Origin of the sequence: Streptomyces cadmiisoli (assembly GCF_003261055.1) — a bacterium.
Classification (GTDB): Bacteria; Actinomycetota; Actinomycetes; order Streptomycetales; family Streptomycetaceae; genus Streptomyces; species Streptomyces cadmiisoli.
Map to the genome: position 1 here is coordinate 117,895 of NZ_CP030074.1, position 25,537 is coordinate 143,431.

24 protein-coding genes and 1 pseudogene are annotated in these 25,537 nt (G+C 70.3%); 13 read left to right on the forward strand and 12 right to left on the reverse strand.

What is annotated here, in order from left to right; genetic code table 11:
* Positions 1-245: 245 nt before the first annotated feature.
* The gene (locus tag DN051_RS41395; protein ID WP_112442990.1) at positions 246-698 is read right to left on the reverse strand and encodes a hypothetical protein; all 453 of its coding nucleotides are present in this window, start codon (positions 696-698) and stop codon (positions 246-248) included.
* A gap of 476 nt (positions 699-1,174) precedes the next feature.
* Here DN051_RS41395 and DN051_RS41405 point away from each other — a divergent pair, with 476 nt between their 5' ends.
* The gene (locus DN051_RS41405; protein ID WP_162625167.1) at positions 1,175-2,110 is read left to right on the forward strand and encodes a hypothetical protein; all 936 of its coding nucleotides are present in this window, start codon (positions 1,175-1,177) and stop codon (positions 2,108-2,110) included.
* 72 nt (positions 2,111-2,182) lie between these two features.
* Here the strand turns inward: DN051_RS41405 and DN051_RS41410 are convergent, their stop codons facing one another.
* From DN051_RS41410 to DN051_RS41430, 5 genes are all read right to left on the reverse strand, one after another.
* Positions 2,183-2,851, reverse strand: coding sequence for a DsbA family protein (locus DN051_RS41410; RefSeq protein ID WP_053758809.1), 669 nt, complete (start codon positions 2,849-2,851; stop codon positions 2,183-2,185).
* Positions 2,848-4,980: a bifunctional copper resistance protein CopD/cytochrome c oxidase assembly protein gene (locus DN051_RS41415; RefSeq protein ID WP_112442993.1), complete on the reverse strand. Its 2,133-nt coding sequence runs from the start codon at positions 4,978-4,980 to the stop codon at positions 2,848-2,850. The genes DN051_RS41410 and DN051_RS41415 overlap by 4 nt, the downstream gene beginning before the upstream one ends.
* Positions 4,970-5,578, reverse strand: coding sequence for a copper resistance CopC family protein (locus DN051_RS41420; RefSeq protein ID WP_112442994.1), 609 nt, complete (start codon positions 5,576-5,578; stop codon positions 4,970-4,972). The genes DN051_RS41415 and DN051_RS41420 overlap by 11 nt, the downstream gene beginning before the upstream one ends.
* An 87-nt stretch (positions 5,579-5,665) precedes the next feature.
* Entirely contained in the window at positions 5,666-6,334 is a 669-nt protein-coding gene (locus DN051_RS41425; RefSeq protein WP_053758806.1) for a hypothetical protein, read from the reverse strand.
* Positions 6,335-6,634: 300 nt separating this feature from the next.
* Positions 6,635-7,204, reverse strand: a complete 570-nt coding sequence (locus DN051_RS41430) for an RICIN domain-containing protein (protein WP_162625168.1) — start codon at positions 7,202-7,204, stop codon at positions 6,635-6,637.
* A gap of 159 nt (positions 7,205-7,363) precedes the next feature.
* Here DN051_RS41430 and DN051_RS41435 point away from each other — a divergent pair, with 159 nt between their 5' ends.
* The 11 genes from DN051_RS41435 (at position 7,364) to DN051_RS41485 (ending at position 16,483) form a co-directional block, all read left to right on the forward strand.
* Positions 7,364-8,488 (forward strand): sensor histidine kinase, encoded by a 1,125-nt coding sequence (locus tag DN051_RS41435; RefSeq protein ID WP_053758804.1) that lies wholly within the window; start codon positions 7,364-7,366, stop codon positions 8,486-8,488.
* The gene (locus DN051_RS41440) at positions 8,485-9,135 is read left to right on the forward strand and encodes a response regulator transcription factor (protein ID WP_199315042.1); all 651 of its coding nucleotides are present in this window, start codon (positions 8,485-8,487) and stop codon (positions 9,133-9,135) included. The genes DN051_RS41435 and DN051_RS41440 overlap by 4 nt, the downstream gene beginning before the upstream one ends.
* Before the next feature lie 361 nt (positions 9,136-9,496).
* Positions 9,497-9,907: a TM2 domain-containing protein gene (locus DN051_RS41445; protein WP_079000837.1), complete on the forward strand. Its 411-nt coding sequence runs from the start codon at positions 9,497-9,499 to the stop codon at positions 9,905-9,907.
* Entirely contained in the window at positions 9,900-10,316 is a 417-nt protein-coding gene (locus DN051_RS41450) for a DUF2752 domain-containing protein (RefSeq protein ID WP_079000835.1), read from the forward strand. Before DN051_RS41445 ends, DN051_RS41450 begins: the two co-directional genes overlap by 8 nt.
* 242 nt (positions 10,317-10,558) lie before the next feature.
* A complete protein-coding gene (locus DN051_RS41455; protein ID WP_053758802.1) occupies positions 10,559-10,819 on the forward strand; it encodes a TM2 domain-containing protein in 261 nt (86 codons plus the stop codon).
* 464 nt (positions 10,820-11,283) lie between these two features.
* A complete protein-coding gene (locus DN051_RS41460; RefSeq protein ID WP_053758801.1) occupies positions 11,284-12,444 on the forward strand; it encodes an ATP-binding protein in 1,161 nt (386 codons plus the stop codon).
* Positions 12,441-12,842, forward strand: a complete 402-nt coding sequence (locus DN051_RS41465; protein WP_053758800.1) for a roadblock/LC7 domain-containing protein — start codon at positions 12,441-12,443, stop codon at positions 12,840-12,842. Before DN051_RS41460 ends, DN051_RS41465 begins: the two co-directional genes overlap by 4 nt.
* Positions 12,839-13,216 (forward strand): DUF742 domain-containing protein, encoded by a 378-nt coding sequence (locus tag DN051_RS41470; RefSeq protein WP_053758799.1) that lies wholly within the window; start codon positions 12,839-12,841, stop codon positions 13,214-13,216. The genes DN051_RS41465 and DN051_RS41470 overlap by 4 nt, the downstream gene beginning before the upstream one ends.
* Positions 13,191-13,784 carry a GTP-binding protein gene (locus DN051_RS41475; RefSeq protein WP_053758798.1) on the forward strand — a complete coding sequence of 198 codons (594 nt, stop codon included), beginning with the start codon at positions 13,191-13,193 and terminating at the stop codon, positions 13,782-13,784. Before DN051_RS41470 ends, DN051_RS41475 begins: the two co-directional genes overlap by 26 nt.
* A 17-nt stretch (positions 13,785-13,801) precedes the next feature.
* Complete coding sequence (locus DN051_RS41480) at positions 13,802-15,148, forward strand: cytochrome P450 (protein ID WP_112442997.1); 1,347 nt, start codon at positions 13,802-13,804, stop codon at positions 15,146-15,148.
* A gap of 207 nt (positions 15,149-15,355) precedes the next feature.
* The gene (locus DN051_RS41485) at positions 15,356-16,483 is read left to right on the forward strand and encodes a tryptophan dimethylallyltransferase family protein (RefSeq protein WP_053758796.1); all 1,128 of its coding nucleotides are present in this window, start codon (positions 15,356-15,358) and stop codon (positions 16,481-16,483) included.
* Between the two features lie 132 nt (positions 16,484-16,615).
* Here the strand turns inward: DN051_RS41485 and DN051_RS41490 are convergent, their stop codons facing one another.
* The 5 genes and pseudogenes from DN051_RS41490 to DN051_RS41510 form a co-directional block, all read right to left on the reverse strand.
* Entirely contained in the window at positions 16,616-17,914 is a 1,299-nt protein-coding gene (locus DN051_RS41490; protein ID WP_053758795.1) for a flavin-containing monooxygenase, read from the reverse strand.
* A gap of 299 nt (positions 17,915-18,213) precedes the next feature.
* Complete coding sequence (locus tag DN051_RS47010) at positions 18,214-19,617, reverse strand: ParB/RepB/Spo0J family partition protein (protein ID WP_246041262.1); 1,404 nt, start codon at positions 19,615-19,617, stop codon at positions 18,214-18,216.
* The gene (locus tag DN051_RS41500; RefSeq protein WP_053758793.1) at positions 19,614-20,876 is read right to left on the reverse strand and encodes a ParA family protein; all 1,263 of its coding nucleotides are present in this window, start codon (positions 20,874-20,876) and stop codon (positions 19,614-19,616) included. Before DN051_RS41500 ends, DN051_RS47010 begins: the two co-directional genes overlap by 4 nt.
* 166 nt (positions 20,877-21,042) lie before the next feature.
* The gene (locus DN051_RS46040; RefSeq protein WP_199315043.1) at positions 21,043-21,780 is read right to left on the reverse strand and encodes a hypothetical protein; all 738 of its coding nucleotides are present in this window, start codon (positions 21,778-21,780) and stop codon (positions 21,043-21,045) included.
* 496 nt (positions 21,781-22,276) lie between these two features.
* Positions 22,277-23,371 (reverse strand): annotated as a pseudogene (locus DN051_RS41510) (IS110 family RNA-guided transposase).
* A gap of 200 nt (positions 23,372-23,571) precedes the next feature.
* Here DN051_RS41510 and DN051_RS41515 point away from each other — a divergent pair.
* Positions 23,572-24,075, forward strand: coding sequence for a hypothetical protein (locus tag DN051_RS41515; RefSeq protein ID WP_112442998.1), 504 nt, complete (start codon positions 23,572-23,574; stop codon positions 24,073-24,075).
* Positions 24,076-24,128: 53 nt separating this feature from the next.
* Here DN051_RS41515 and DN051_RS41520 read toward each other — a convergent pair whose 3' ends face one another.
* Positions 24,129-24,287: a hypothetical protein gene (locus DN051_RS41520; RefSeq protein ID WP_234388773.1), complete on the reverse strand. Its 159-nt coding sequence runs from the start codon at positions 24,285-24,287 to the stop codon at positions 24,129-24,131.
* Positions 24,288-25,537 lie beyond the last annotated feature (1,250 nt).

Here is a 25,537-nt window from a genome sequence, read left to right on the forward strand (position 1 = left end):
GCAGGGTGCTGGGCGTCCGTCCCGGGTCGAGGAGATCAGGCTGGGACTATGGCCGGGATCTGGCTACGGCCATAACTCCGCCATATGTGCGGCGGGCGCCGGCCCGCAGCCCGCCCGAGGGGGGTGGCTGCGGGCCGGCGCACCTCAGAAGCCGCACCGCGAAATGCTCACTCAAGTTGAGCGGTACCGGTCGTCGTTCGCGTCGTGGAGGTCTCCGTGTGTCGGACGCCGGTTCGGGCTCCGTGTCAGACGGCCGGTTCCTCCGCCAGAGCGCGGAGTTCGTCGAGGATGCCCTGGACGTAGCGGGCCCGGTCCGTGTGGTCCTCGTCGGGGAGCGTGCAGGCGCCGTCCAGGAGATGGACGGCGAGCCAGACCTGGCCCGTGATGTGCGCCTTGGCCTGCCAGACCTCCTCCTGCGACCGGTCGGAGCGGCGCGCGGCCTCGAACGCCGCCCGGCCCGCGGCGATCACATCGGCGGCGAGCTGCCCGGTCCGGTCCCCGGGAACGCCCAGGGTGGTCGCCACGTGGAGACGGTCCAGGGCGTCGCGGTCGGCCCGCCACGCTTCCTGGTCACGGCCGGAGCGTCCACGCCGGAAGAACCCCGATCCGCCGTTGTGTCGTCGCACCGTGTCGTACGTCTCCCGGTCCAGCCCGAAGGGGAAGAACCACGCATCGTTGTCCCTGCCCGGTATGCCCATGCCGACGCCTTACCCCGGCCGCGGTGAACCCAATGCCGGGCGGGGCTCGCACGCCGTGCGGATCACGGGCCCAGCACCGCGAGGCCGCAGGCGTGCCGGTGACCGCTGCCCCGCCGATCCCTCTGCGGTACGGCCGGTGGACCTCGACGACGGCCCGGCGGGAGCGGGCTGTGCTGATCCGACCCGTGGCGCCGATGCACGGATTCGGATGCCGCGCCTGTCGCCGCCTTTGCTCACGTGGTCCGAGCATTCGCCGACGGGTGACTCGGGAAGGGGCAGGCCATTTGCCCCATTGCTTCCGTTCGGCTCGGCGAAAATGTCTCATCTGGAGCTGAATTGGCGGGTCCGACGGCGCCACGCGTGGACCCGCGCAACCGGTGCGCCAGGTCTCTTCCCTGTCAGTGCCGCGTGCTCATCTGGGGCGCGGATCCGGTGACGGGATCCGGTTCGCGGCACCTCCGACGATGGGATCAGTCATGCCAAGGACGTACCAGGCCCTGGCCGCCGCCGTGTTCGCGGTCGTCGTGCTGGGGGCCGCGGGATGCTCCGGCGCGTCCGGTGGCTCCGGTGGCTCCGATGGCTCCGATGGCTCCGGTGGCTCCGATGGCTCCGATGGCTCCGATGGCTCCGGTGGCTCCGGTGGCGACATGAGGGCCGGTGGCGAGAACGGTTCCGGCGCCGCGGACGGGAGCGGTGCGGACGGGAGCCGCGGGGACTCCTCGGCGAAGGGCGACGACGGGAAGGGTTCCTCCGGGAAGCGGTACGCGCCGTCCAAAGTGGAGCGGCTCTCCGCGCGGGAGATCCTCGACAAGGCGGTGGCCGCCACCGAGTCGGCGCGGACGCTTCGCCTCCGGATACCCGGCTCGCTCGACGTCACCATGGACCGCGAGGGCAACTGCGCCGGAAGCTTCACCGGGAACGACGAGCAGCCCTACGAAGTACTGCGCAAGAACGACAAGGCGTGGCTCAAGCCGAAGGACGAGGCCGCCTACCGGAACAGCAAGCAGGGACGAGCCCTCCTGGCCGAGATGCCCGAAGCCGGCGGGAAGTACATGCACGCCGACACGTCCGACTCCTTCACGCTCGGTCTGGCGACCTTCCCCTGCCAACTGGGCAGACCAGGCGCCCTGGAGAAGATCTCGGCCGGCGAGAAGGCGACCAAGGGCGGCCTGTCGGAGGTCGGGGGCCGCACGGCGGTGGCGGTGAAGGTCTCGTCCGCCGAGGACGGCGAGATCACCGTCCACGTGGCCACCGAGGGTCAGCCCCACATCCTGAGGCTGGACCAGCCCAGGGAGGCCCCGCGGACGATGCTCCTGTCCGACTTCGACGAGCCCTTCACCGTTCCCGGCAGCCCCCCGGCCGCGCAGACCTACGACGGGGTCGAGGCGGAGCGGCTCCTGTCAGGACTCTGAGCGCTCCGCCCGTCCTACGCCGAGTCGGCCGGCGTTCTCCGGTCGATCGGAAAACCGGGCGGCGCTCTCCGGTCAGTCGGAGAGCCGGGCGTCGATCAGCTCCTTGAACTGCTCGTAGGAGGCCGGATTGGGGATGGCCTCCCCGTCGAAGAAGAAGGTCGGCGTGCCCTGGACGCCGAGGCCGACGCCGTCGCTCTGGTCGGCGGCGACCCGCTCGGCCGTCTCCGGGTCGGACAGGTCGGCGTCGAACTTCTTCATGTCCAGGCCGATCTGTTCGGCGTAGCCGCGGAAGACGTCCTCCTTCGACTCCTGGGACTCGCCCCATTCCTTCTGCGTGGTGAACAGCTTGTTGTACATGGCCTCGAACTTGCCCTGCCGGGCGGCGGCTTCGGCGGCACGGGCGGCCAGCTCACCGTTGCGGTGGCCGGGCATGGGGAAGTAGCGGGCGACGAAGGTGACACGGTCGCCGTACTCCTCGCGGAGCTTCTCCACGGCCGGGTGGTACGCGCCGCACGCCTCGCACTCGAAGTCGAGGAATTCGACGATGGTCAACTCGCTCTTCCTCGGTTCGGAGAGGCGGTGGCTGGACTCGCGCACCGCCTCGGCCCGGGCTGCGGGCCGCACGTCCAGTGCGCCGCGGTCGCGGTCCTCGGGGGCGAGCAGCAGGTAGACGCCGAAGGCGGCGGCGAAGCCGGCCAGGATGACGGCCGCGGCGATCAGGTGTTTCGTCAGTCTCTTCACGGTTCCTCGCTTCGGGGGGAATCGACAGGGGTGTCGGCAGGCGTGTCGGGGTGCGCTGTCGGGCCCGCGGCGGTCGGCGCTCGCCGGCTCGCCGGGCCGGAGTTGCGGCGGTCGGCCGCGTGCAGGGCGGCGAGGTAGGCGTTGTAGGCGGCGAGCGGGTCGTTGGCGTCGCCGCGCTCGATCTGCCGGTCGACGCGTCGGGCCTCCCGCCGGTCGGATCGGACCCACTGGACGGCCAGGACGAGTGTGGTGATCAGGACGGGGATGTCGCCGGTGGCCCAGGCGATGGCGCCCGCGTCGTACTGGTCGTCCAGCGGCTCCTCGACCCAGGGACGGTCCAGCAGGGACCACCACTCCTCGCCGATCAGCGCGCTGGAGCTCATCAGCGAGATGCTGAACCAGGAGTGGAACGGCATCGTCAGGATCAGCACGAACAGCCGTCCCAGGTGGGGCGGTCGGCGCGGGCCGGGGTCGATGCCGATGACGACCCAGAAGAACAGGAGTCCCGTGGCGAGGAAGTGCAGCGTCATGAACAGGTGGCCGAGGTGGCTGCGCATCAAGGTCGCGAACAGCGAGGTGTAGTAGACGGCGAAGGCGCTGCCGATGAACAGCACGCTCGCCACCACCGGGTGGGAGGCCAGTCGCAGGTAGCGGCTGTGCAGGAGCTTCAGCAGCATCTCGCGCGGGCCGTCGGGCGCCCCGTCGCGTGCGACGGGGAGGGTGCGCAGCGCCAGGGTGGCGGGCGCTCCCAGGACGAGCAGGAGCGGCACTGTCATCGCCAGGATCATGTGCTGGCCCATGTGCACGCTGAACAACACCTTGCCGTAGACCCCGAGTCCGCTCATCGTCGCCAGCGCGGTGACCGCGAGCCCGGCCAGCCACGAGATCGTCCGGCCGACGGGCCACTTGTCGCCGCGTGCCCGCAGCTTGCGCACCCCCGCTAGGTAGAGCAGTGCCGCCGCGGCGGTGCCGAACGCGAACAGCGGGTCGAAGTGCCACTCGGTGAGCAGCGGCGTCCACGGGAAGTTCCCGAGGGGCGGCGGCATGGGGTGGCCCAGCAGCTCCTCCGCGGGTGAGAGCGAGGCGTCGCCCGCGCCGGGGGCGGGCGTGCGCGACAGGCCGACCGCGAGTCCCGTCACCGCCGCCATGAGCAGCAGTTCACCGGCGGCGAGCCGGACGAATCCGCGGCTCCTGCCCTCCTGGAGAGCCGGCAGGGTGCGGCGGCGGTGCCAGTGGCCGATGCCGCCCAGCGCGGCCAGTGCCACCGCCTTGCCGAGGACCATCAGCCCGTACCGGCTGCTGAACAGGTCGGCCGGGGACAGCCGTAGGGCGGCGTTGACGAGGCCGCTGGCCGCGACCGCGAGCAGCGCCCAGCCGGCCAGTGCGCTGAACCGCTCTACCGCCTCTACGGCCCGGTCCTCCCGGCGCGCCGCCGCGACCAGCACGAAGACCAGTCCGCCGATCCAGACCGCGGCTGCGACCACGTGCAGGGCGAGGCTGGTGACCGCCGCGTCATGGTTGCTCGCCGAGGAGGAGTGCCCGGTGAAGACGGGTGGCAGCAGCCCCGCCAGCGCCAGTAGGAGCACCAGCCGGGCCCAGCGGGCGGTGCCGATGCCCACGCACAGGGTGGCGGTCAGCGCGGCTCCGGCGGCCGTCAGTGCGTAGGCGCGTCCCCGGGTGTCGGTGGTGGCGAACTCCGTGACCGTGGCGGGGTTCAGGATCTCGCCGACGGGCTGGGCGGACAGGTCGGACAGGGTGAACACCAAGGCGGCCGCCGACGCGGCGGCCCAGAGCCCGGCCGCCACCAGGGCCCAGTTGAGGTAGCGCAGTTGTACGGGGCCGAGCCGGCGCCCGCCCGGTATCAGGACCGCCACCAGCAGCAGGGCGCCGACCGTCGCCACGGACGACACGTCGACGAGCGCACGGGCCACGGGCAGCCCCCACGCGGTGACCGGTCCGGCGTCCGCGATGCCGGGTACCGCGGTGCTCCCGCCACCGCCGGCCCACACGGCGGCGAGCGCGACGGCGACGCAGACGGCGGTCGCCGCGACCGGCAACAGGGGCAACCGGCTGAAGGCGCGCGGCCCGCTCCCCCGGCCTTTCAGCCCGGCCCCGGTCTCAGTCGCCATGCCGGTTCCTGCGGCGCAGCACCATGGCGGCGACCGCGGCGGCGGCCACCGCCAGTGCGCCCGCGCCCGCGGTGATCGCCACCGTCGCGCCGGAGGAGCCTCCGCCGCCCTGACGGGCGACGGGTTCCGCGCGGGTGGTGGGCTCCTCGCCGCGGACCGTTGAACCGGACCCGGCCATGGGTGTGGGTGTGGGCGTGGGGTCGGCCGCCTTCTCGACGGTGAAGGTGTACGAGCCGGAGACGGGATGCCCGTCGGCGGACACCACCCGGTAGCCCACCGTGTAGCGGCCCGCCGGGGCGTCGGTGTCGAGCAAGAGCGTGACGGTCCTGCCCTCGACCCGTGGTTCGCCCTGCGCGGCGGCGTCGCCGTTCGGCGCGGTCACGGCGACCTTGGCGAATTTCTGCGTCATCGTGTCGCTGAAGGTCAGCGTCACGCGGGGCGGCAGTGCGGCGAGCCGGGCGTTCGCGCCGGGGCCGGCGGCCTCGAGTTCGGTATGGGCCGCGGCGGGCCCGGCGGTCGCGGCCAGGGCCGCGAGCGCGGCGGGTACGACGAGGAAGCGTGCCGCCGTGCGGGCGGCACGCCGTCGAATGACGTGCATGGACGGGCAACTTTCGGTCGGCCCCCGGCACCAGGGGCGCCGGGACGGGTGGGACCGGCCGCCGAACCGGTCCGCACGCGGCGCCTGTCAGGGCAGGCAGGGACCACCGATCGGCATCGGCCGGAAGAAGGTGAGGGATGCGCGCCCGCGACGCGGCGGTGCCCGTCCGGCATGGTGGCGCGCCATCACGGCCGAGCGCAGGGGCGAGGTGCTCACCCGGAAGGCGACCCGCGGTCCGGTGCCGAAGGCCCGGCCGAACACGGGCCAGATGAACAGGAGCAGGCGCCGTACGGCCGTCAGCAGCGGCCTCGACTGCCACAGCAGCCGCTCCGTGACGCCCAGCAGGCGGGCGGCGAGCAGCAGTGCGATCAGGTGTCCGGCCGGCAGCCCGCCGGGAGGCAGCTCGGCGACCGGGAGGTGCTCCAGCAGCCACGCCGCGCCGCCGGGGCCGTCGGCCCGCGCCGCCGCCGCGCACGCTCCGGGCAGCGCGTAGGCCAGGTGGTGGACGAGCTGGGCCACCGCGAGTGTCCCGAGGAGCTGGGTGTCGGTGAGCTGTCGGCGGGTGAGGACGGCCGCGCCCGGTACGGCGACCGCGGCCGTCGCCACCACCATGAGCCATCCCGGGGCGTGCCCCTGCGACAGCACGTGTCCGGCCAGGGGCAGCAGCACGCAGAGCACCGCGAGGGCCCCGGCCCGCAGCCCGCGCAGCACGCCGCCGGCCGGGGAGGCGGGGGATGCCGGGCTGAGTACGCGCATGAGGTGGGGTCTTCGGGACGTCCGTCGCACGGACGGGGCGGGAGGGCGGCCGGGGTGGGCCGGTCGCACACGTACGGACCGGAACGCCGTACGTCCTTGGCAGCGTACCCACCCGCTTCCGGCGGGCCCGGCGCCGGGTGGCCCGGTCGCGCGTCCCCGGCTGGTCCGGGGCGCCGGCGCCCGCTGCCCTCCCCCGCGCGAAAGCCGGTGGTGGCGCCGCGGGGTTCCCCTGCCCCCGCGGCGCCACCACCGGCGGTCCCCGCCTCCCCCCGGGAGCGGAGTCCGCGGTGGTACGGCCGGTCAGCCCCAGACGCTGGTGTAGTTGTACTGGCGGTCGTAACGGGGCGTCCAAAGGCTCGGGTACGGCTCGGCGATGTTGCCGCAGGTGCCGAGCCGGATCGCTTCCCGGCGGCCGGCGTCCATCAGGCACTTGCCGCTGGCGGCCTCGACGATCTCCCAGTGGTCGTTGCCGCGGTCGACCCAGCGGAACAGCTGGCCGGGGCCCTGGCAGTGGCCGATCACCATCGGGGTGCCGTCGGCGACGGCGGCGTTCTGGGCGCCCACGCAGTACCTGCCGTAGACGCCGATCATGAACAGGCCCGGGGTGCCGGAGGGCTGGAAGTAGAAGCGCTGGTGCAGTTTGCCCTTGCAGTCGTAGCGCTGGACGATCGCGCCGGGGCTCTGCGACTCACCGCGCACGTCCATGCACTGCCACGAGTACGAGGCCCGCATCTCGTAGATCGCGGCGTTGGTGATCCAGCCGGTGTAGCGGATCGGCGGATCGGCAGCCTGTGCCGCACTGGGGACCAGCAGAACGAACAGCGACACCAGGACCGCGGCTATCCCACCGCGGCGCACACTTCGAGCCACTTTTCCTCCTTTGTTGCCCGGATTCCGACCGGCGTTCTGACCCGACGTGATGATCTGATGGCTCGTCGTGATCGCGCCGGGACGCCCTGAACCTAGTGGGCGCCAGGGCCGGGCTGTACCGCCGTTTCAGGGGGGTTGTGTGGGTGCGGGTGAGGTGCCATGAGCGTGGGTTCGGGTCTGCACCGGGCGCACGCGTTCATGGTGCTGGCGACCGGCCTGTACCGGGCCAGCCATCTGGTGGTCGGTGTCCTCGCGGTGGTCCAGCACCAGCGCGCGAGCGTGCTGTCGTGGCTCGCGCTCGCGGCGGCGCTGGGTTCGAGCGTCGCGGTCTTCGCCCCGGCCCGGTCGCGTCGCCGGTTCGGTGTGCGGGCGGCGCTCGTGGACGTCGGACTCGTCGGCTGCGCGCTGCCGTTCGTCGTGTACGCGGGCGGTGCGGACCGGGCGCCGGGCCTGTCCTGGGTGATGCTGCTCGGCGGGTCGGCGAGCGCGGTCTGCGCGGTCGCGTTCGTCCGGACGCCGGCGGTGGCCGGTGCCGTCGCGGCGCTGGTGGCCACCCACACGGCCGGGTACTGGCTGGCCGGAGCGGATGTCGCGGTGATCGCCTCCCACCTCAACGCCCTGGTGTCGTCGGCCGTGTTGTCCCGGGTGTTCTGGTGGTACCTGCGCCGCCAGGGCGGTCTGCTCGACGCGGCCACGGAGCAGGCCCTCGCCGCCGAGGCCGAACGCGCCCGGTACGCCGAGCGCATCGCCCATCACCGGGCGCTGCACGACACGGTGCTGGCGACGCTCACCGCGATCGCGAGCGGCCGGGCCGACGCCGACGCGCCGTCCGTGCGCGAGCGGTGCGGCCGGGAGGCGGCGTATCTGCGTCGGCTCGTGCAGCAGCACGCCCGCGAGGACGTCGCGCCGGGCACGGCGGCGGCCGTCGAGCGCGCGGTGCGTGCGGCGGAGGGCCTGGGGCTGCGGGTCACCGCGCAGTACGGGCGCCTGCGGGAGATGCCTCCGCACGCGGCCGCGGCGCTGGGCAGCGCGGTGACCGAGGCGTTGAACAACGTGCTGCGGCACTCCGGGACCGACCACGCGTACGTGACGGTCACGGGTGACGGCGAAGGCGTCGAGGTGACCGTGGTCGACCGCGGCTCCGGCTTCGACCCGCGGGCCGTCCGCGAAGGGCTGGGACTGCGTTCCTCGGTCGGCGCGCGGATGCGCGAGGCGGGGGGCGCCGCGGAGGTGGACAGCGCGCCCGGCGAGGGCACTCGTATCGCCCTGCGGTGGCCGGCGTGATCAGGGTGGCCGTGGTGGACGACGACCGGATGCTGCTCGACGGGCTGCGGGCCTGGCTGGACGGCGTGCCCGAGGTGCGGCTGGCTGCGACGGCGGGCACGGTGGACGACCTGCTCGCCGGGGCCGGTTCGGCCGAAGTCGGCGGTCCGGTGCCGTACGACGTCGTCCTGCTGGACCTGGTGCTCGGCGACGGGTCGCAGCCGCCGGACAACATCGGGCGGCTGCGGGCCGCCGGCCCGCGGGTGCTGGTGATCAGCGCTGTGGCCGACCGGCGCCGGATCGTCGCCGCGATCGCGGCGGGCGCGGACGGCTATCTCACCAAGGACCACGATCTGCCGACGCTGGTGAAGGCGGTCGAGGAGGTGGCCGGGGGCGGGACGGCGCACTCCGCCGAACTCGCCTTCGCCTGGGCGCACGACGACGGCCCGGTACGGCCGAGCCTGTCGCCGAAGGAACGCCAGGTGCTGCTGGAGTACGCCTCCGGCCTCACCCTCAAGGCCACCGCGCGCCGGGCCGGGGTGAGTCCGCACACGGCCAAGTACTACCTGGACCGGGTGAAGGAGAAGTACCAGCAGGCGGGCCGCCCGACCTACACGAAGATCGACCTGGCGGCCCGCGTCCGCGAGGACGGGTGGGCGGAGGACTGACCGGGAAAGGCATCCGCAGGTTCCGTAATGCTCAATCGAATTGAGCATTGTGCGGCTCAGAAACGCGTCCGGCGAGTGCTCACCGAGCGCGGTGACTCGCCCTCTTCCGTGACGTCGCAGAACCATTCGGAAAAGGGGAATCCGCCGCCCGGCAATGCCGTACGCACGGCGAACAGCATCTGAACACACCACCGTTGACCAGGAGCGACAGCGGCTCGGACAGGGTCGGGGACTTCCGGTTCCATGCCTCTCGGCGCACCGTGGAAACGCATCGGCGGCCACGGCGCCGTTTCTTTTCGTCGGCCCTCTCCTGTAACCATGGCGCTCAATTCCCCACCCTTTTCGCAGGAGTCGAACGACCGTGAGCGAACAGCCACCCCAGTCGCCCGGAAACAGTCATCCGCAGTTCGGCGCGGCCGGGCGGTACGGCTCGTTCGGCCCGCCGCCCGGCGGCTGTCCCCCGCCCGGCCCCGCCCCGTTCCCGCCCGGCGCCCACCAGCCGCCCCCGGTGGCGTACCCCGTCGACCCCGACGCCCCGTACGGCTACGACCGCTTCGGCCGCCCCTGCTCCGACAAGATGAAGCTCATCGCCGGGCTGCTCCAGATCCTCGTCCCCTTCGGCGTGGGGCGTTTCTACGTCGGTTCGTGGGGCGTGGGCATCGCTCAACTGCTGACCTGCGGGGGCCTGGGCATCTGGTCGCTGATCGACGGCATCCTCTACCTCACGAGTGACGAGCGCACCGACGCGCGGGGGCGTGTCCTGCGTGACTGAGGGGACGGGACCCGCACGGCCCGGACGACGTCTGCTCCGGCATCCCGCGCTGGCGCCGGCGGCGGTTGTGGTGGCGGGAGCCGTGGGCGCCGTCCACCTGTGGGGCACGGATCCGCACGAGCCCGGCGGACTGCTGCCGAAGTGCCCGTTCCGGCTCGTGACCGGGCTGCTGTGCCCGGCCTGCGGGGGCACACGGATGGCCTACGACCTGATGCACGGCGACCTCGCCCACGCCTGGCTGGACAACAGGGCCCTGTTGCTCGCCGCGCCGCTGGCGCTGGCGCTGTGGGGACGGTGGACGGTCGAGGGCCTGCGCGGCCGGAGTTGGAGCCCGCGGATCGCCCGCCGGGGCCAGGCACTGATCCTGCTGACGGCGGTCGTCTGGACCGCCGTACGCAATGCCGTCTGAGGGCGCCCCCGGAACAGTGTGACGGCTCGTCGGAAACACATCGATCACTCAGCGTGAGCGTTTGGCCAGGAAAGGTGCCTCACCGTGCAACCGGGTCCCTACGCTGCCTGAACGTGGGAGGAACGCCCACCTCCGCTGATCCGTGGGCCGCTGTGCGTACGCGCATGCACGTGGTGACCGAGTTCCCCCGACTCCCGGGAAGTTCGTCCCGACTGTCACACCATCCCTTCTGGAGTAACACCATGTCCCACCGTTCCGAGGCCCCCTACGGCTACGACCCGCAGGGCCGCCCGTTCTCCGACAAGTCGAAGATCATCGCCGGCATCCTCCAGATCCTGCTGGGTCCCCTGGGCGTCGGCCGCTTCTACGTCGGCTCCGTGGGTATCGGTGTCGCCCAGCTGCTCACCTGCGGCGGTCTGGGTATCTGGTCGCTGATCGACGGCATCCTCTACCTGACGGGCAACGACCGCACCGACAAGCAGGGCCGTGTCCTGCGCAGCTGACGCCGCCACGACACTCCGGCGGCCGCACGCCGCGCGAGTCGAGGGCCCCGATCCGACCGACGGATCGGGGCCCTCGACGCATGGTGTGGACCGGTGCCTCGCCTCCGCTGAGTGACCGCCCCGGTCGATATTCACCATCAGTCGGGTTATCCCGGAGGAAAGACGACGTTTTCCGCAGCCTTTGCCACAGACCGGCAGAGCCGCATTTCCTACAGCGTTCACGCACCCACCTCATGGGTGTGTCGTCGGTCTCAACAGGGCTCATTGGCACAGGTTCTGACGAATATTCACGTGTTCCGCCGGTGATACCATCACCGCGATTGCGGATCGAACGGATGGGCGAAGAGTGACAAACCGCCTTCGGGACAGCCCAGGGCGGCGGTCCCGGTACGGGCGGCACTGCCCGGTCGTCCGCATTGACGGGAAATCAGCAAGCCGGCCGTCAGTCGCCTGAAGAGAGTCCTATGACCGAGTACACAGGGAACCCACTGCTCTGGGCTCTGCTCGTCGCCCTCATCGCCGCCGTCGCCCTCATCGCCCGCCAGCGCAGGGCATCGCGTGCATTGCGGCAGGAAGTCCAGGACCTGAAAAGTCATTACACAGAGCTGGAGACCGATTACGGAAAGTCTGTGCAGGCCGCTCAGGAGCGGGCCGAGGAGGAGACTAAAACCGTCCTGAAATCCGCGATGCGGACACTTCAGGGCCTCGCCGCGGAGCAGCAGTTGGTGCTCTCCCGGCTCCAGTCCAAGTACGGCGACTCGGCCATGTTGCAGGACCTGCTGGAAATCGACCACACCAACTCGCAGTTCGGCCGGCGCGCGCAGTCCATCGCGGTGCTGTGCGACGGCTGGCTGGGCGGCCGGCGTGACACCGCGTCCGTGTTCGACGTGGTCCGCAGCGCCCAGGGCCGCATCCGGCACTTCCGCCGGGTGGAGATCCTCTCCCAGGTCGACTTCGGCATCACCAGCCGGGCCGTGGAGCCCGTGGCCCTGGCGCTGGCCGAGCTGCTCGACAACGCCACCAGCTACTCCAGCCCCGACACCGTGGTCGAGATCAACATCCGGACCGTCCCCAAGGGTCTGTGTGTCATCGTCGACGACGCCGGTGTCGGTATGAGCAACGAGGAGCGCGTGCGCGCCGAGAAGCTCCTGTCGAGCGAGCGCGCCACAGGTGTGGCCGGGCTCGGCAATCCCCCGCAGTTCGGCTTCGCCGTCATCGGCCTGCTGTCCGAGCGCTTCGGCTTCGAGGCGTCGGTGGACTCCTCCTCCCCCTACGGCGGTGTGCGCGCGGTCGTCCTGCTGCCGCACGACCTGCTCACCGCGATGCCGGAGAAGAAGGCGCCGGCCGCCGCCCCGGCCGCGCGGACGGACGGCGGCCCCGAGGCCGCGCTCACCGCGCCCGCCTCCGACGACGGTCTCCCCCGCCGCCGTCGCAAGCGGCCGATGGCCATCGTTCCCGGCAGTTCCTCGCCCGCACGCTCCGCGGGCCGCTCCGATGCCGAACAGGCCCAGATCATGGGTGCCTTCCAGCGGGGCACGCAGTCCGGCAGGGCCGCGCGGCCCGGGGCCGGAGACCAGACGAGCAGCACACCTGGTGCAAGCAGCGAAGGACATGAGGTCTCGTGAACGACGATCTGTCATGGATGCTCGACAGCGCCCTGGAGATTCCCGGGGCCCTGCACGCGGTCCTGATCTCCGCCGACGGCCTGCTGATGGCCCGCACGAAGGACATCGGCAAGGACGACGCAGACCGGGTCGCCGCGGGGATGAGCGGTGTGCAGTCGCTCAGCCGCGCGCTCGGGTTCTTCTGCGGTGACCCCAACCATGGGTGGCGGCAGACCCTGGTCGAGTTCGACGGCGGCTGGGTCTTCCTGATCTCCGCCGGCGAGGGCGCCTACCTCGGTGTGTCCGCCTCCCCCGACGTCGACATGGCCGACATCACGTTCCGTATGCAGCAGCTGGTCGCGCAGCTCGGCAAGGAGCTCACGACACCGCCGCGCGAAAACCTCGGCGCGCGCTCATGACGCGGCACGACGGCTGGGAGCCGGAAGCCACCGATTTAGTGCGGGCGTACGTCATCACTCAGGGACGCGCCCTGCCCGACGAGGGGAAGCTGTCCCTCATCACGCTGGTCACGGCGTCCCCCGAGCACGCACAGCGGCCGATGCGGCTGTCGCCCGAGGAGCAGAGCCTGATGGACATCTGCTCCGCGGGCTACCTGTCCGTCGCCGAGATCGCCGGGCACACCCGGCTGCCCCTGGGAGTGGTACGGATCCTGCTGGCGTCCCTGGCGGAGGGCGGTTACGTCCTGACCCGCCCGCCGGTGGCCCGTGCTCCTCTCGCCGACAGGGAGATCCTGGAGGAGGTGCTCAATGGTCTCCGCGCCAAGTTTGGATGAGCAGGCCTATGTCCGCGGCGGGGAGACCCAGACCGCGGTGAAGATCCTCGTCGTCGGACACTTCGCGGTGGGCAAGACCACGTTCATCGGGGCGATCTCCGAGATCGAGCCGTTGTCCACCGAGGAGACGATGACGCAGGCCGCCGAGGCGGTCGACGACCTCAAGGGCGTCCAGGACAAGACCACCACCACGGTAGCCATGGACTTCGGGCGTCTGACCATCAGCGAACGCGTGGTGCTGTACCTGTTCGGGACGCCCGGGCAGCAGCGCTTCGTGCAGATGTGGGAGGACATGGCCCGCGGCGCCCTCGGGGCGCTGGTCCTGATCGACCCCGAGCGGCTGGCGGACTCCTTCCCGGTGATCGACCTCATCGAGCAGTACGGCCTGGACTACGCCATCGCGGTCAACCACTTCGCCGGATCACCGCCGCGTGACGAGCAGGCGCTGCGCGAGGCGCTCGACCTGCTGGACGACACACCGGTGGTCACCTGCGACGCACGCGACGAGCGCTCCTCCGCCGACGCACTGATCACCCTGGTCCGCTTTTTGCTAGACCGTTCCCACTAGTGAACTAGAGAGCAGACATGGACGCTCACGACAACGCCCCGGTGCCACCACCCGGATGCCCCGCCCACGGCTCCGGCGGCCGGGTGCCGCTGTACGGGCCGGAGTTCGCCGCATCACCGCAGGCCTACTACGAGTTCATGCGGCATTACGGCCCCGCGGCGCCGGTCGAGCTCGCCCCCGGCGTCGAGGCAACGCTGGTCACCGACTATGCGGCGGCCCTCCAGCTCCTCCAGGACTCTGTTTCCTTCCGTAAAGACGCACGCCACTGGAGGGCCTTCAACGAAGGCCGGATCAGCGAGGACAGCCCCGTCGCGCCCCTGCTGGCGTACCGGCCCAACGCGATGTTCGCCGACGGCGCCGACCACCAGCGGCTGCGGCAGGCGGTCACCGACAGCATGGCGCGGGTGGACACGCGCCGGCTGACCCGTATCACCGAACAGGTCTCCGGCTACCTCATCTCCCGGTTCGGCTCGCTGGGTTCGGCCGACCTGCTCGCCGAGTACGCCAAGCAGTTGCCCCTGTTCGTCTTCAACGAGCTCTACGGCTGCCCCGCCGACATCGGCGACCGGGTGCTGTTCGGCATCTCCGGCATGTTCGACGGCATCAACGCCGACAAGGCGACCATGGTGCTGTTCGAGGCCGTGGGCGAACTCGTCGCGATGAAGCGGCGCCGGCCGGGCGACGACATCACCTCCTGGCTGATGCAGCACGAGGCGAAGCTCACCGACGAGGAGATGGTCCACCAACTCGCCCTGCTCATGGGCTCCTCCGAGGCGCAGCGCGGCCTCATCGGCAACACGCTGCACCGGCTCCTCACGCACGAGCGCTACGCGCACGGCGGCGGTCTGATCGACGAGGCCCTCGACGACACGCTGTGGGAGAACCCGCCCATGGCGAACTACGCGCCGCACTACCCCACCTCCGACATGGAGTTCGCCGGGCAGCAGCTCCAGGCCGGCGACCTGGTCCTGGTCAGCTTCGCCGCGGCCAACACCGGTCCGACGCTGACGGCCGCGCGCCAGGCCGGCAGCAACCGCGCCCACCTGGCGTGGAGCGCGGGCCCGCACGCCTGCCCGTTCAAGGACCAGGCCCGGCACATCACGGTCATCGCCATCGAGAACCTGCTCAACCGGCTGCCGGACATCCAACTCGCCGTGCCCGAGGAGAGCTTGAGCTGGCGGCCGGGCCCCTTCCACCGCACGCTCACCGCGCTTCCCACCCGTTTCACCCCGGTGCAGACCGCCGATCGGCCCGGCCGGGCCCCCGCCGCGCCGGAGCCCGCGCGCGCCCAGGAAACCTCGACGGCCCCCCAGCCCCAACGCAGTGGAATGTGGAGCCAGTTCCTCAACTGGCTGACAAGGTGACGTGCTTAACGTCCTCCCACAGCACCTGCCCGGCATGGAGGTTGATCGGCAGGGGTAGTGAGCAACGCGGCATTCGAGTTGCTCACGAAGCAAAGGAGGTGTCATGGACCACATATCCATCGACGCCGCACATCTGCCGAGACTCCCGATACCCGCCCTACGGGGCGGGTATCTTCCTGTCCGCGTCCCGCACCACCGGACGAGCCGGTGAGCGGGGCGCGGGTCGGCGCTGAGTCGCCCGGCATACCCACTCTCGGTTCCTTCACCGGCGGCCAGTCGCGCAGGCTCTGCGCGGCCGCCGGTCTGTCCCAGGACGACTGCGACACCTACGCCCAGGTACTGAGCGAATCCCTGGGCACCGCCTCCGTACGGTCGTTGGACCTCCCGCCCCCGAACCGCACCTTCCTGTCCGACGACCACACGCCCGTGGAGTTCTCCCTGTCGTTCCGGCCGGGTGCGGCACCCGCGGTACGGGTGCTGGTGGAACCGGGCTGCGGAGCGGCCGACCTGGCCCGCAACGGGCGTACCGGACTCGAGGCGGTCCGCGCCATGGCGAGCCGCTGGCGCTTCACGACCGAACCTCTCGACGCGGTCGCGGACCTGTTCCTTCCGTCGTCCCCGCAGGGCGATTTCGCCCTGTGGTGCGCCCTGGAACTGCGCCCCGGCGGCATCCCCCAGCTCAAGGTCTATCTGAACCCGGCCGCTTCCGGCCGCGAACACCGTGCCGAGACGGTACGGGAGGCGCTGCGGCGGCTCGGCCACCACCAGGCCTTCGGCGCCATGCCCGAAGCCGACGGATACCCGTTCCTCGCCCTGGACCTCGGGGACTGGGAGCAGCCGCGGGTGAAGGTCTATCTGAGCCACGACGACATGACGGCCGACCGGGCCGCACTCCTGTCGCGGATGGACCCCGGCCCCGACCCCGCGGACCTCGAGGAGTTCTTCCGCGCGGCCGCGGGCACCCGCTCCGAGGCGGACCGTCTGACCAGGCGGCCCGCTCTGACCTGTCACGCGTTCACCGACACCGCGGCCGCACGGCCGAGCGGCTTCACTCTGCACATCCCCGTCAGGGACTACGCGCGCCACGACAAAGAGGTCCTGGCCCGCGCCACCAACCTGCTGCACCGGCACGGCATGGACGCCGGCCCGCTGGACCGCGCGCTCGCCGCCCTCACCCGACGGCGGCCCGAGGACGGCGTCGGTCTGATCTCCTACCTCGCACTGGCCCACCAGCACGGTCGGCCGGCCCGGGTGACGACGTACCTGTCCTGTGAGGCGTACGCCGTCAGGCCGCCGAACGTGATGGCGCCGGACCCGGTGGAAGCGATGCGCTGACTCAGGTGCCCACCCGAGGCCGAGGGCGCCGCCGACGCGATGCGTGGCGGCGCCGGACCTCCGAGAGATCCGCCGAGACGAGGACCGCTTCAGCCCTCGCTTCCGGCCGGGCAGTGCCTCCCGGACGGCGGATCACACATTGATCAGCCCCCGCAACTCCCCCAGGTACGGGCCTACGTCGACCTGGATCGAGGCCCCCTGGGTACGGCCGTAGCGCTCGGCGATGTCGTCCAGGTACGCGGAGATCTCCGCCCGCATCACATCCCGCGACGGCAGCGTCACCTCACCCTCGATGATGCGGGTGACCCACTGCGCCTGTGCCTCCACCAGTCGCGTGATCGCCCCCACCGGCCTGACCAGTCCGACGAAGTACAGGCCCGGCCGGCCCGGGGCGACCACCCTCCGGTACAGCTCCACCGAACCGTCCGGACCGATCGGGCAGCCCGGGGGCAGGAACGGGAAGGCCATGTGGAATCCGGTGCAGTAGACGACGGTGTCCGCCTCCACGTGCGTCCCGTCGGTGAAGACCACACGGTTGCCCTCGAAGCGGTCGATCGCGGGCTTCGGCGTCACCGCGCCGTGCCGGATACGACTGAGGATCTCGTCGGAGATGGTCACCGCCGAGGAGAAGATCGGGTGGTCGGGCTCGGGCAGCCCGTAGTCCCCCAGTCGGCCCCGCGCCACCAGCAGCGCCTGCTCCACGAACCGGCGCTTCTCACCGAGGGACATCACGTTCCACCAGGAAGCCTCGGCGATCTCGTCGACCGATGTCCCGAACAGCTGCTTGGGGACGATGTGCAGTCCCCGGCGTACCGAGACGACGGTCTGCGCGGCATGCCTCGACAGATCGGCCGCGATGTCCACCGCCGACGCTCCGAGGCCGACGACGACCGTCCGCTGCCCGGCGTAGTCGCTGCCCTGGCGGTAGTCCAATGAGTGCAGAATCGTTCCAGCAAAAGCGGCGGCACCCGGCGGAAGAGGATCCGGCAGGGCGGGCTCGGAGTGATGGCCCGAAGCGACGATCACTCGCTCGAAGCGCCGCGACACCACCGCACCGTCCGCGCCACGGCTGACCACCGTCCACATGTGGTCCGCCTCCTGCTGCACCGACAGCACCTCGGTACGCAGTTCGACATGCTCCAGAACGCCCGACCACTGGGCGAACGACCGCAGATAGGCCGCGACATCACTGTGCCGCGGGTACAGCGGATAGGAATCCGGCATCGGAAAATCGGCGTAGCCGGTCAGCTGCTTGGCAGTGTTGAGGTGCAGTGACATGTACCCCGGGCCCCGCTCACCGGCTTCCGGCTGACGCCAGACCCCGCCGACATCGGGAGCCTTCTCAAGACAGACGACCTCGATACCGCGGTCCTTCAGGGCATACGCCACCGCCAGCCCTGACAGCCCCGCACCGATCACACACGCACGCACGGCTTCCCCCCTTCCTCCCCAAGCCGGACACCACCTTCCTCCGGCTCATTCGAATTCTCTGCACATTCGTTCCCTCCCACACACTGGCCCGCCGCCCATGCGTCGAAACACCGCACAGCGACCACCCCTGTACTCGGCGAAGCAAGGGGGGTGCGTGGAGGCAGACGAGGAGCACGGCCAAAGGTGGGGCTCGGGAGGAAACTGAGGCGCTCTAAGCTCCGGGCTCACGGCCGAGCGGGCGCCGAACACAGGACGGGAGCCCTCCGCACGTCACGGCAGAGGGCTCCCCTGGTGGCCTGTCACTGGCCGACGCGGTCGCCGGCCCCGGCGTTCCTCTGTCGCTGATGGTCATTGAGAATCCGAAGCATCCGGTCGAGCTCGACGTCACTCATCTTCTTGATGAGATGCATGGCGATGAACGTGCCGTCGTCGTAAGGAAGATTCGGCGGGGTGCGGCCTTCTGCCTGAGCGGACGCCGAGGCACCGGTCCGCTCCTCGCCACGCGGACCCGAGGGGTCGGCGGTCCCCACATCGCCGCGCGAACCTGAAGGAGCGGAAGCGGCGGTCACATCGCCGCGCGGACCTGAGGGCGTCGCGGGCCTGCTGTCGCTGCGCGGCTCGGGAACACTCTCCGGCCGCCGGGACGTCTCACCACTCCGGCTCTCGGCGGGCGCGGCAGGTTCGATGGGCTCGGCATGCTCAGCGGTTGCGGCCGGTTCGGCGGGCTCGGCGATGTCCGTTTCCCGGGCCGGGGTGATTACGCCGTAATCACTCTGCCCGTTGAGAGGCGCGGTTTCTGACTTGGGTTCGGGCTCGAGTACGGGCTCAACCGGTTCCGGTTCCGGTTCCCGTTCCCGTTCCGGGGCCGGGGCCGGGGCCGGGGCCGGGGTGATTACGGCGTAATCACTCTGCCCGCTGAGTGGCCCGGGTTCCCGCTCGACGGCGACCGATTCGACGGGCTGCGGCTTGGGAGCCAGCGCGGCCTGCCGCTCCGCCTCCTTCCGGGCCCGCTCCGCCTTGAGTTCCTCCAGAGCCGCTGCCTGCTCCTCGTGCGGCCGGTTGCCGACGGCACGCAGCAGCTCGATCGGTTCCTCGCTGATCCGCGCCTGGAGTTCCGGGGTGAGATTGAGCAGCGCCAGCCGCTGCGACACCCAGCCCTGGGAACGGTGCAGCCGCTTCGCCAGACCCCGTTGGCTGCCGTGGATGGCCAGCAGCCGTTGCAGGGCGCGCGCCTCGTCGAGTTCCTCCAGGTCCTGACGGTGGATATTGGCGACGAGCGCGGACTCCAGGAGTTCCTCGGAGGTGGCTCCCTGCTCGTCGCTGACCATCACCTTGACGGCGGCGAGGCCGGCTTCGCGCGCGGCGGCGAGTCGGCTGCTGCCGTCGATGACGACGTACGCGGTGTCCGGCTCGATGTCGCTCTCACGATCGGGGTTGGCCTTGACGTAGGCGTCACGGTTCATGACCGTGATGGCCTGCTTCTGGCCGTGCGTCTTCAGACTGCCCGCGAGATCGGTGAGGTCCCCGAGGGTGGAACGCGGGTTGTCCGGGTTGAGGCTGACACGGTGCGGGGGGAGTTCGTTCGGTGGTGCGACCCCCTCGGTGGGGACACCCGTGGCCGCCGCGACGGCCTGGCGGCGGGCGCTGACCGGGCGCACTCCCCCACCGAACCGGCCGGCACCCAACTGGTCGGCCTTGCTCACAGCACCTCCCTGGCAAGGGCGCGCATCCCGATCGCCTGTTGTGACTTGGGGGCATACGACAGCAGAGGCTGCTTCACTCGGACGGCTTCCTTCTGTTCCTTCAGGTCGCCGATGAGACCGACGACCCTCGGATCCTTTATGTCCACCCACCCCTGAAGGGATGATGTTGCGATGTAACCACGGCGGGAGTCGTACAGGTTGACGACGATGCCGAGGTAGTCGATGTCGACATCGAGGTCGCCGCGCAGGTCGTCGATCTGGGTGGTGAGCAGGTCGTAGGCGTCCGCGGAGCTGTCCTCGGCCTGGACGACGATCAGGGCGCCCGACTGGCCGGGCCGCTCACCGTCGCGGCGGCGGCCGTAGTAGGCGGCCGCGTCCATGCTGAGTCCGAGGCTGGGCGGGCAGTCGACGATGATTACGTCGTAATCACTCTCGAGCGGTGCGAGCGCCCGCTCGAGCGCGGCCTCACGGGCTCGCACCGCGGAAAGGCGTACGTCGAGAAGGAAGGCGTCGTGGCACGCCGGAAGCAGGTGCAGCCTGCCGGCGAACTTCTCCTCGTCGACGGAGACCACGAGGTCACGGAGATCGCCCTTGGGGTCACCCGCCATGTGGTTGGTGAGGCTGTCGCCGTTCATCGGCAGGGGAGTGGCGCCCAGTTGGTTGGTGAGGTGGCACTGCGGGTCGAAGTCGACCAGGAGCACACGCTGACCGAGCCCGGGGAGGTTCTCGATGTCGAGCGGGTTCTCGTTCTGCTCCGCCTCGTCGGCCTGGACATTGCTCTGCCCGAGAGCCTTGGCGAGGGCCTTGGCGACCTGCACGGGGTGAAGGGCGTTGGAGTCCTCGGCGAGGGCTTCACCGACACCGGCGGTGACGGCCGTCTTGCCGACCCCGCCCTTCTGGTTGCAGACCACCATGCGGCGAGTGATCTCGGGCCGGGTGACGTCCGGTGCGGGGTTGGTGTCGAGCCAGAGCTGGACCGACTGGGCGAGACCCTGGATCAGCGAGACTCGCCGGTCGGTGACGGTCTGCCGGAACTCCTCCCACTGACCCGGAGGCAGGAAGGTGGAGAAGGAGTCGGCGCCCGAGGTGTCGACGGCCGCGATGGTGGAAGCGAGGTCGCACCAGTCCCTGATGCCCTGCTCGACCGCCGCTTGGATCTCGATGCCGTGCTGGGCGGCTCTGATCTTCAGGTTCTGCCGGAGCCATCCCGGCAACTTGCTGACGACCTTTTCGCGGTCGCTGGTTGCTGGCGAGTTCATGAGGGAAACCATACTAACGTCCATGATCTTTTGAAGCATCGACACGTTAGTTATGGAAGGTTCCCGGCCCGCAAACCCTCTCTCAGGGAGCCCAGAGGGTGATTACGCCGTAATCACCCTCTCAGCACTCGGCACATGAGTCACGGGTCGGCAGGGTCCGTCACGGTCATTGCTCAACGAAGTGAGCGGCCGCGGACAGGGCGAGACCGGCCTCATCCGTCATGGTGACCGGTCGGGCCGTCCGCTGCTCCAGCCGGCTCAAGGCGCGGACCGCGGCACCGAGATAGCGGTGGAGGCTCACCATCTGAATCCCGGTGACGCAGTTGGGGAGGACTTCGGCGACCTCGTCGAGCCAGTACTCGGCGTCCTCGTCCAGGACCAGACCCTCGCGGTGATCCAGGAGGCGTTGCGCCACGGGCATCAGGAGACGGTGACGTTGCCGAGCGGCTTCCTCGGCTCGCTGGGCTTCCTGCTTCTGACGGGCGATCCGGAGTTCGGCCGCGATGACGGCTTCCGGTGTCCGGCGCAACGGGTCACCGTCCGGCACCTCGTCGTCCAGAGCGGCGGCCCGGAGCCGCTTGGCCTTGTTGTAGGCGGCGCTGGGTGCGTTGACCGCGAGAGCGGGGGCGAGCTCCACCCACTCCGCACCCGCGGCACGTGCGTCGGCGACGGCTCGGGCCTGATGGATCTCGGCACGCTCGCGCAGGTACTCCCAGAGCTGGACCCGCCGGGCAGCCGCCGCCCGCTGCTTCTCCAGAGCGAGCTTCCGCAGAGCGCCCGCGTGCTTCTCCGCGTACAGCAGCGCACCGTAGACCTCGTCGTCGGCCGGCATACGTTCAACGCTGGGATCCTCGGCCTCCTCGTGCAGCTGCCGCAGCTCACCGACGACGGCCGCGGCGTCCATCCTGCCGATCCTTACAGGCGGCTTGACGAGGGGTTTTGTGGGAGCGGGTGCCTTACCGGTGCGACGAGCCATACGACAGATTCTGCCCGCTCAACCTCGATTCACAGACTGTGAATCGAGGTTGATAACCGATTAGATGAGTGCGGGGGAGTCCGCTGGGACCTGAACCGAGGGCCGCTGACCAGGGGTTTTATGGTCCGCCGTGCCAGGGTGATTACGGCGTAATCACTTGCCGCCCCGCCAGGAGGTACCGCTGCTGTGGCTGTTCACGTTCCGCCCGCCTGGCAGCCGGCCCGGGGGTGCCCCTATGTGTTTGGTCAAGGTGGTGGGTGCCGGGCGGGAGTCCGTCTGGCACTCTGCCGGCCATGAGTGATGAAGCGCGCGTGCAGGAATCAGCCGATGAGGGCATGCGTCCGTGCGTCTTCTGTAGTCACCCAGTTGTGATCGACTGTCTCGACGAATGGGACTGCCCGGTGTGCGGTGCGCGCGATGAGGATCAGCCTGAGGTGGCGGGCCGGGATTCGTAGAAGGTTGCGTCGCGGAGCATGGCGAAGAGGACGTCGGCTCGTCGTCGGGCGAGGCAGAGCAGGGCCTGGGTGCGGTGCTTGCCCTGGGCGATCTTCTTGTCGTAGTAGGCCCGGGACGCGGGGTCGCCGGGGCGAGTCCGGCGTCGGCGGCGAAGTGGCCGGAGGTCGGGAAGGTGCTGCCGTCGCCGACCTCGATCAGGATCCTGGCCCCGGTTCTGACACCGACTCCCGGCATGGACGTCAGGACCGAAAGAGGGTGAGCCTCCAGCAGTTCCTCGATCCGTCCCGCCAGGAGTTTTCGCTGGTCGAGCACCGCCGCCAGCGAGGCGGCCAGGCTCGCGGCGATCAGCGCGGCCGCCTCGGTGCCCGGGACCGTCACAGTCTGCTCGTCCAACGCGGCGAAGATCTCTTCGACCAGCCGGTCGGCCATCACGGTGCCTTCGGCCGCAGCAGAGTGACCAGGCGCCGTCTGCCGGTCTGGCGGATCTGAGCCGGTGACCCGAACCGTTCCAGCAACGTGAGGACGGCCGGGTGCTGCAACCGCGGCCCCAGCACCCGCTCCAGCGACGGATGGATCTGCGTCAGCAGGCCGTGCGACCGGTTCGCGACCCGGGTCGTCTCGCCGGCCAGGTCGTCGTCGAACCCCACGATCATCTCCAGCTCGGCGATCGTCTCGTCCACGCCGTCGATCGCCCGCAGCGGGTGCGGCAGGGCCCGGGCGGCGTCGGCGATGATGATCGCGTCCTCCGCATCCGTCTTCGCCTCGCCCGGATAGAGGTCGGCGATCCGCCGCATCGTCAGCCCCGGCAGATAGGCGACCGGGCAACCCATGTCCCTCGCGACCGTCAGCGGCAGGGCCCCGATCGAGGCCGGCTGGTCGACCACGACCAGAACGGTCCCGTGCTTGGCCTGGAGTTGGGCGAACAGTTCGCGGAGCTTGGGTTCGATATTGGGCAGGCGTTTGTCGAACGCCTTCTTCCCGGCCGGGTGACGGCCGTGGCGTGGTGTTCGCCCTTGCCCACATCCAGGCCGAGGAAGACGTCGATGCCGTCGGCGTCGATCACGTGCAGGCCCCTCGGGGGGCGTCGTCTCGGCGCGTAGTGATTACGGCGTAATCACTTTCGCCGGGGTCTGGCACTCGCGGGGCAGCTCCGCACTCGACATCACCACGCCGCCACGCCGTCCTGAAGTGACCACACGGCGATCATTACAGGCAGGCTGACTGCGGCGGCGGATGTCGCCGCCGCACCACGGGAGACTGCGCATGACTGACTACTACCCCTACCGCATCTCGAGCAGAAGCGGGGAGCTGATCCTGATCTGGCGGCCGGGAGAGGAGGACGCACCCGATGAACTCCTCGTGGACGACAGTGGTCGGCTCCTTGCGTTCCACGACCTCAAGACGCTCCAGGACTACTGCGCTCACAACGGCTGGGAGCTCGTCATGGAAGAGGCCGCCGCTCTCGATCTCGATGCTGTCCGACGGTGGGCCGAGCACCCTCACCGTGGCCCCGTGTCCGCCGGGCTGCTGCTGGACGCGTGGAACTTCTTCGACGATCTGTCCCGCAGCTTGAAGACCGGCTCACCGCTTCCCGCACCAGGATCGGTCCACGACAACGCCTACGAAAAGGTCTTCAGCGGCGACCCTCTAGCAGCCGACGTCAGCCGGGGAGCCTGGACGGACGAGGAGACGGAAGCCATGAGAGAACTCCTCCGCGCGGGCCTGGACCTGTGGGAACAGGCGGTACAGGGATCCGCCTCCGGCTGACTGACGGACCTGCAACGGCTCCACCCCTGATTCCTGCCGCCGAGGTCGGCGCATCAGATGCCGGGGTCTGGGCCGTACCGAGGCTCGGGGCGTTCATCGACTGACATCGGAAGGTGCTGCAGTTTCACCGGACCTGGGTAGTAGGCGGAGCTCTTGGGGCCGGCCAGGTCCCCGCCGATCAGGTAGCGGTAGAGCCATTCGGCGAAGCTCATGGTGTACCGCGACCATCCGCCTGCCTGTCTTCGGCCATCAGGCATGGAGCGCCAGATTCCACCACTCGGTCGCCGGGTGGCGAAGATGCAGATGACCGTTGAGCTGAACCGGTGCATAGGCGTCGACAAGAACCTGGTAGTCGAATGGCAGATGCACCCCGAGTCGTTGATGGAGACGGGCCCAGGCGGAGGGGTCCGCGTAGCGGTTCTGGGCCGGTCCGAGCCTGGGCCGGTCCGAGCATCGCCAGGGCGGCGGCTGCCGATAGCTGTGTCGGTAGTGATTACGGCGTAATCACTCAGCAGCCCGCCGAGAGACGAGAGCGATGCGGCCTGCCCTACGGCGGGCAGGCCGTGGGTGATCCCACCGAGGTCCGCGCAAGTGGCGTCCTTGTGCTGGCGTCGTGTGCTGTCGCGCAGGACCCCACCAGCAGATCCCGTCACCCAGCACCGGTCCGCCTTTGCTGCTGGGTGATTACGGCGTAATCACCATGGCGCGGCCGGGGGAGGAGGACCGACCCGGTACACAGGGAGGCCACACACGTGGGGGAGACCTCACCGGGCATGCCCGGCCCGGGCATGCTCTCCCCGGATTCCGCGCTCATCGGTGTGCCGGCCGGTAGGGCATCATCGACACCCGGGCGGCGTTCAGGATCGCTCGGTGATGTTCGAGACCCAGTCGCTTCAGTCGCTTCGGTCGCTGGATCCAGGCCTCGGTTGCGCACTTCGGTCGCTGGATTCGAACCCTGGCATCGCGCTTGAGTCGCTTCGGTCGCTTCAGTCGCTGGATCCGGCGCGCCCGGCCAGGGGCTCATGTCGAGCGGATCAGCCCAGCGGAGACCGTGCGCGGCCCAGGAACTGGCGGGGGAGGGGCCTCCAAAAGTACCTCGCTATATATAGGGGACAGGTGCGGGCGCAGTCGGCGGGGATCGTCTCCGTCCCGATGCCAGGCCTTGAGTCGCTTCAGTCGCTTCGGTCGCTGTCGAGAACAAGCCTGGCTTCCCATAGGGTGGTTCTCGGTCAGGAGTTTGCAGGCGCTCGACCTGGCGGGCGATCCAGCCTGAATCGGGGCGTAAGTCCGGAGGTTCAACCCTGAAGCCATGCCGGGAGCCCCGCCGCGGGCGCGCCCCGGCAGCGCACTTCGGTACCGCTCCACCCCGTGTCTCATTCTTGGTCGCTTCAGTCGCTCGGGTCGCTTCAGTCGCTGGCGGAAATACGGCGGTTCTGGGGCAGCGACTGAAGGTTCAGCGACT

Excerpts from the sequence above, each read along its gene's own strand:
- DN051_RS41420 (WP_112442994.1), bottom strand. The coding sequence starts at position 5,578 with ATGCACGTCATTCGACGGCGTGCCGCCCGCACGGCGGCACGCTTCCTC.
- DN051_RS41415 (WP_112442993.1), bottom strand. The coding sequence starts at position 4,980 with ATGGCGACTGAGACCGGGGCCGGGCTGAAAGGCCGGGGGAGCGGGCCG.
- DN051_RS41500 (WP_053758793.1), bottom strand. The coding sequence starts at position 20,876 with ATGAACTCGCCAGCAACCAGCGACCGCGAAAAGGTCGTCAGCAAGTTG.
- DN051_RS41395 (WP_112442990.1), bottom strand. The coding sequence starts at position 698 with ATGGGCATACCGGGCAGGGACAACGATGCGTGGTTCTTCCCCTTCGGG.
- DN051_RS41480 (WP_112442997.1), top strand. The coding sequence starts at position 13,802 with ATGGACGCTCACGACAACGCCCCGGTGCCACCACCCGGATGCCCCGCC.
- DN051_RS46040 (WP_199315043.1), bottom strand. The coding sequence starts at position 21,780 with ATGGACGCCGCGGCCGTCGTCGGTGAGCTGCGGCAGCTGCACGAGGAG.
- DN051_RS41470 (WP_053758799.1), top strand. The coding sequence starts at position 12,839 with ATGACGCGGCACGACGGCTGGGAGCCGGAAGCCACCGATTTAGTGCGG.
- DN051_RS41425 (WP_053758806.1), bottom strand. The coding sequence starts at position 6,334 with ATGCGCGTACTCAGCCCGGCATCCCCCGCCTCCCCGGCCGGCGGCGTG.
- DN051_RS41520 (WP_234388773.1), bottom strand. The coding sequence starts at position 24,287 with ATGAGCTTCGCCGAATGGCTCTACCGCTACCTGATCGGCGGGGACCTG.
- DN051_RS41405 (WP_162625167.1), top strand. The coding sequence starts at position 1,175 with ATGCCAAGGACGTACCAGGCCCTGGCCGCCGCCGTGTTCGCGGTCGTC.
- DN051_RS41475 (WP_053758798.1), top strand. The coding sequence starts at position 13,191 with ATGGTCTCCGCGCCAAGTTTGGATGAGCAGGCCTATGTCCGCGGCGGG.
- DN051_RS41515 (WP_112442998.1), top strand. The coding sequence starts at position 23,572 with ATGACTGACTACTACCCCTACCGCATCTCGAGCAGAAGCGGGGAGCTG.
- DN051_RS41455 (WP_053758802.1), top strand. The coding sequence starts at position 10,559 with ATGTCCCACCGTTCCGAGGCCCCCTACGGCTACGACCCGCAGGGCCGC.
- DN051_RS41435 (WP_053758804.1), top strand. The coding sequence starts at position 7,364 with ATGAGCGTGGGTTCGGGTCTGCACCGGGCGCACGCGTTCATGGTGCTG.
- DN051_RS41460 (WP_053758801.1), top strand. The coding sequence starts at position 11,284 with ATGACCGAGTACACAGGGAACCCACTGCTCTGGGCTCTGCTCGTCGCC.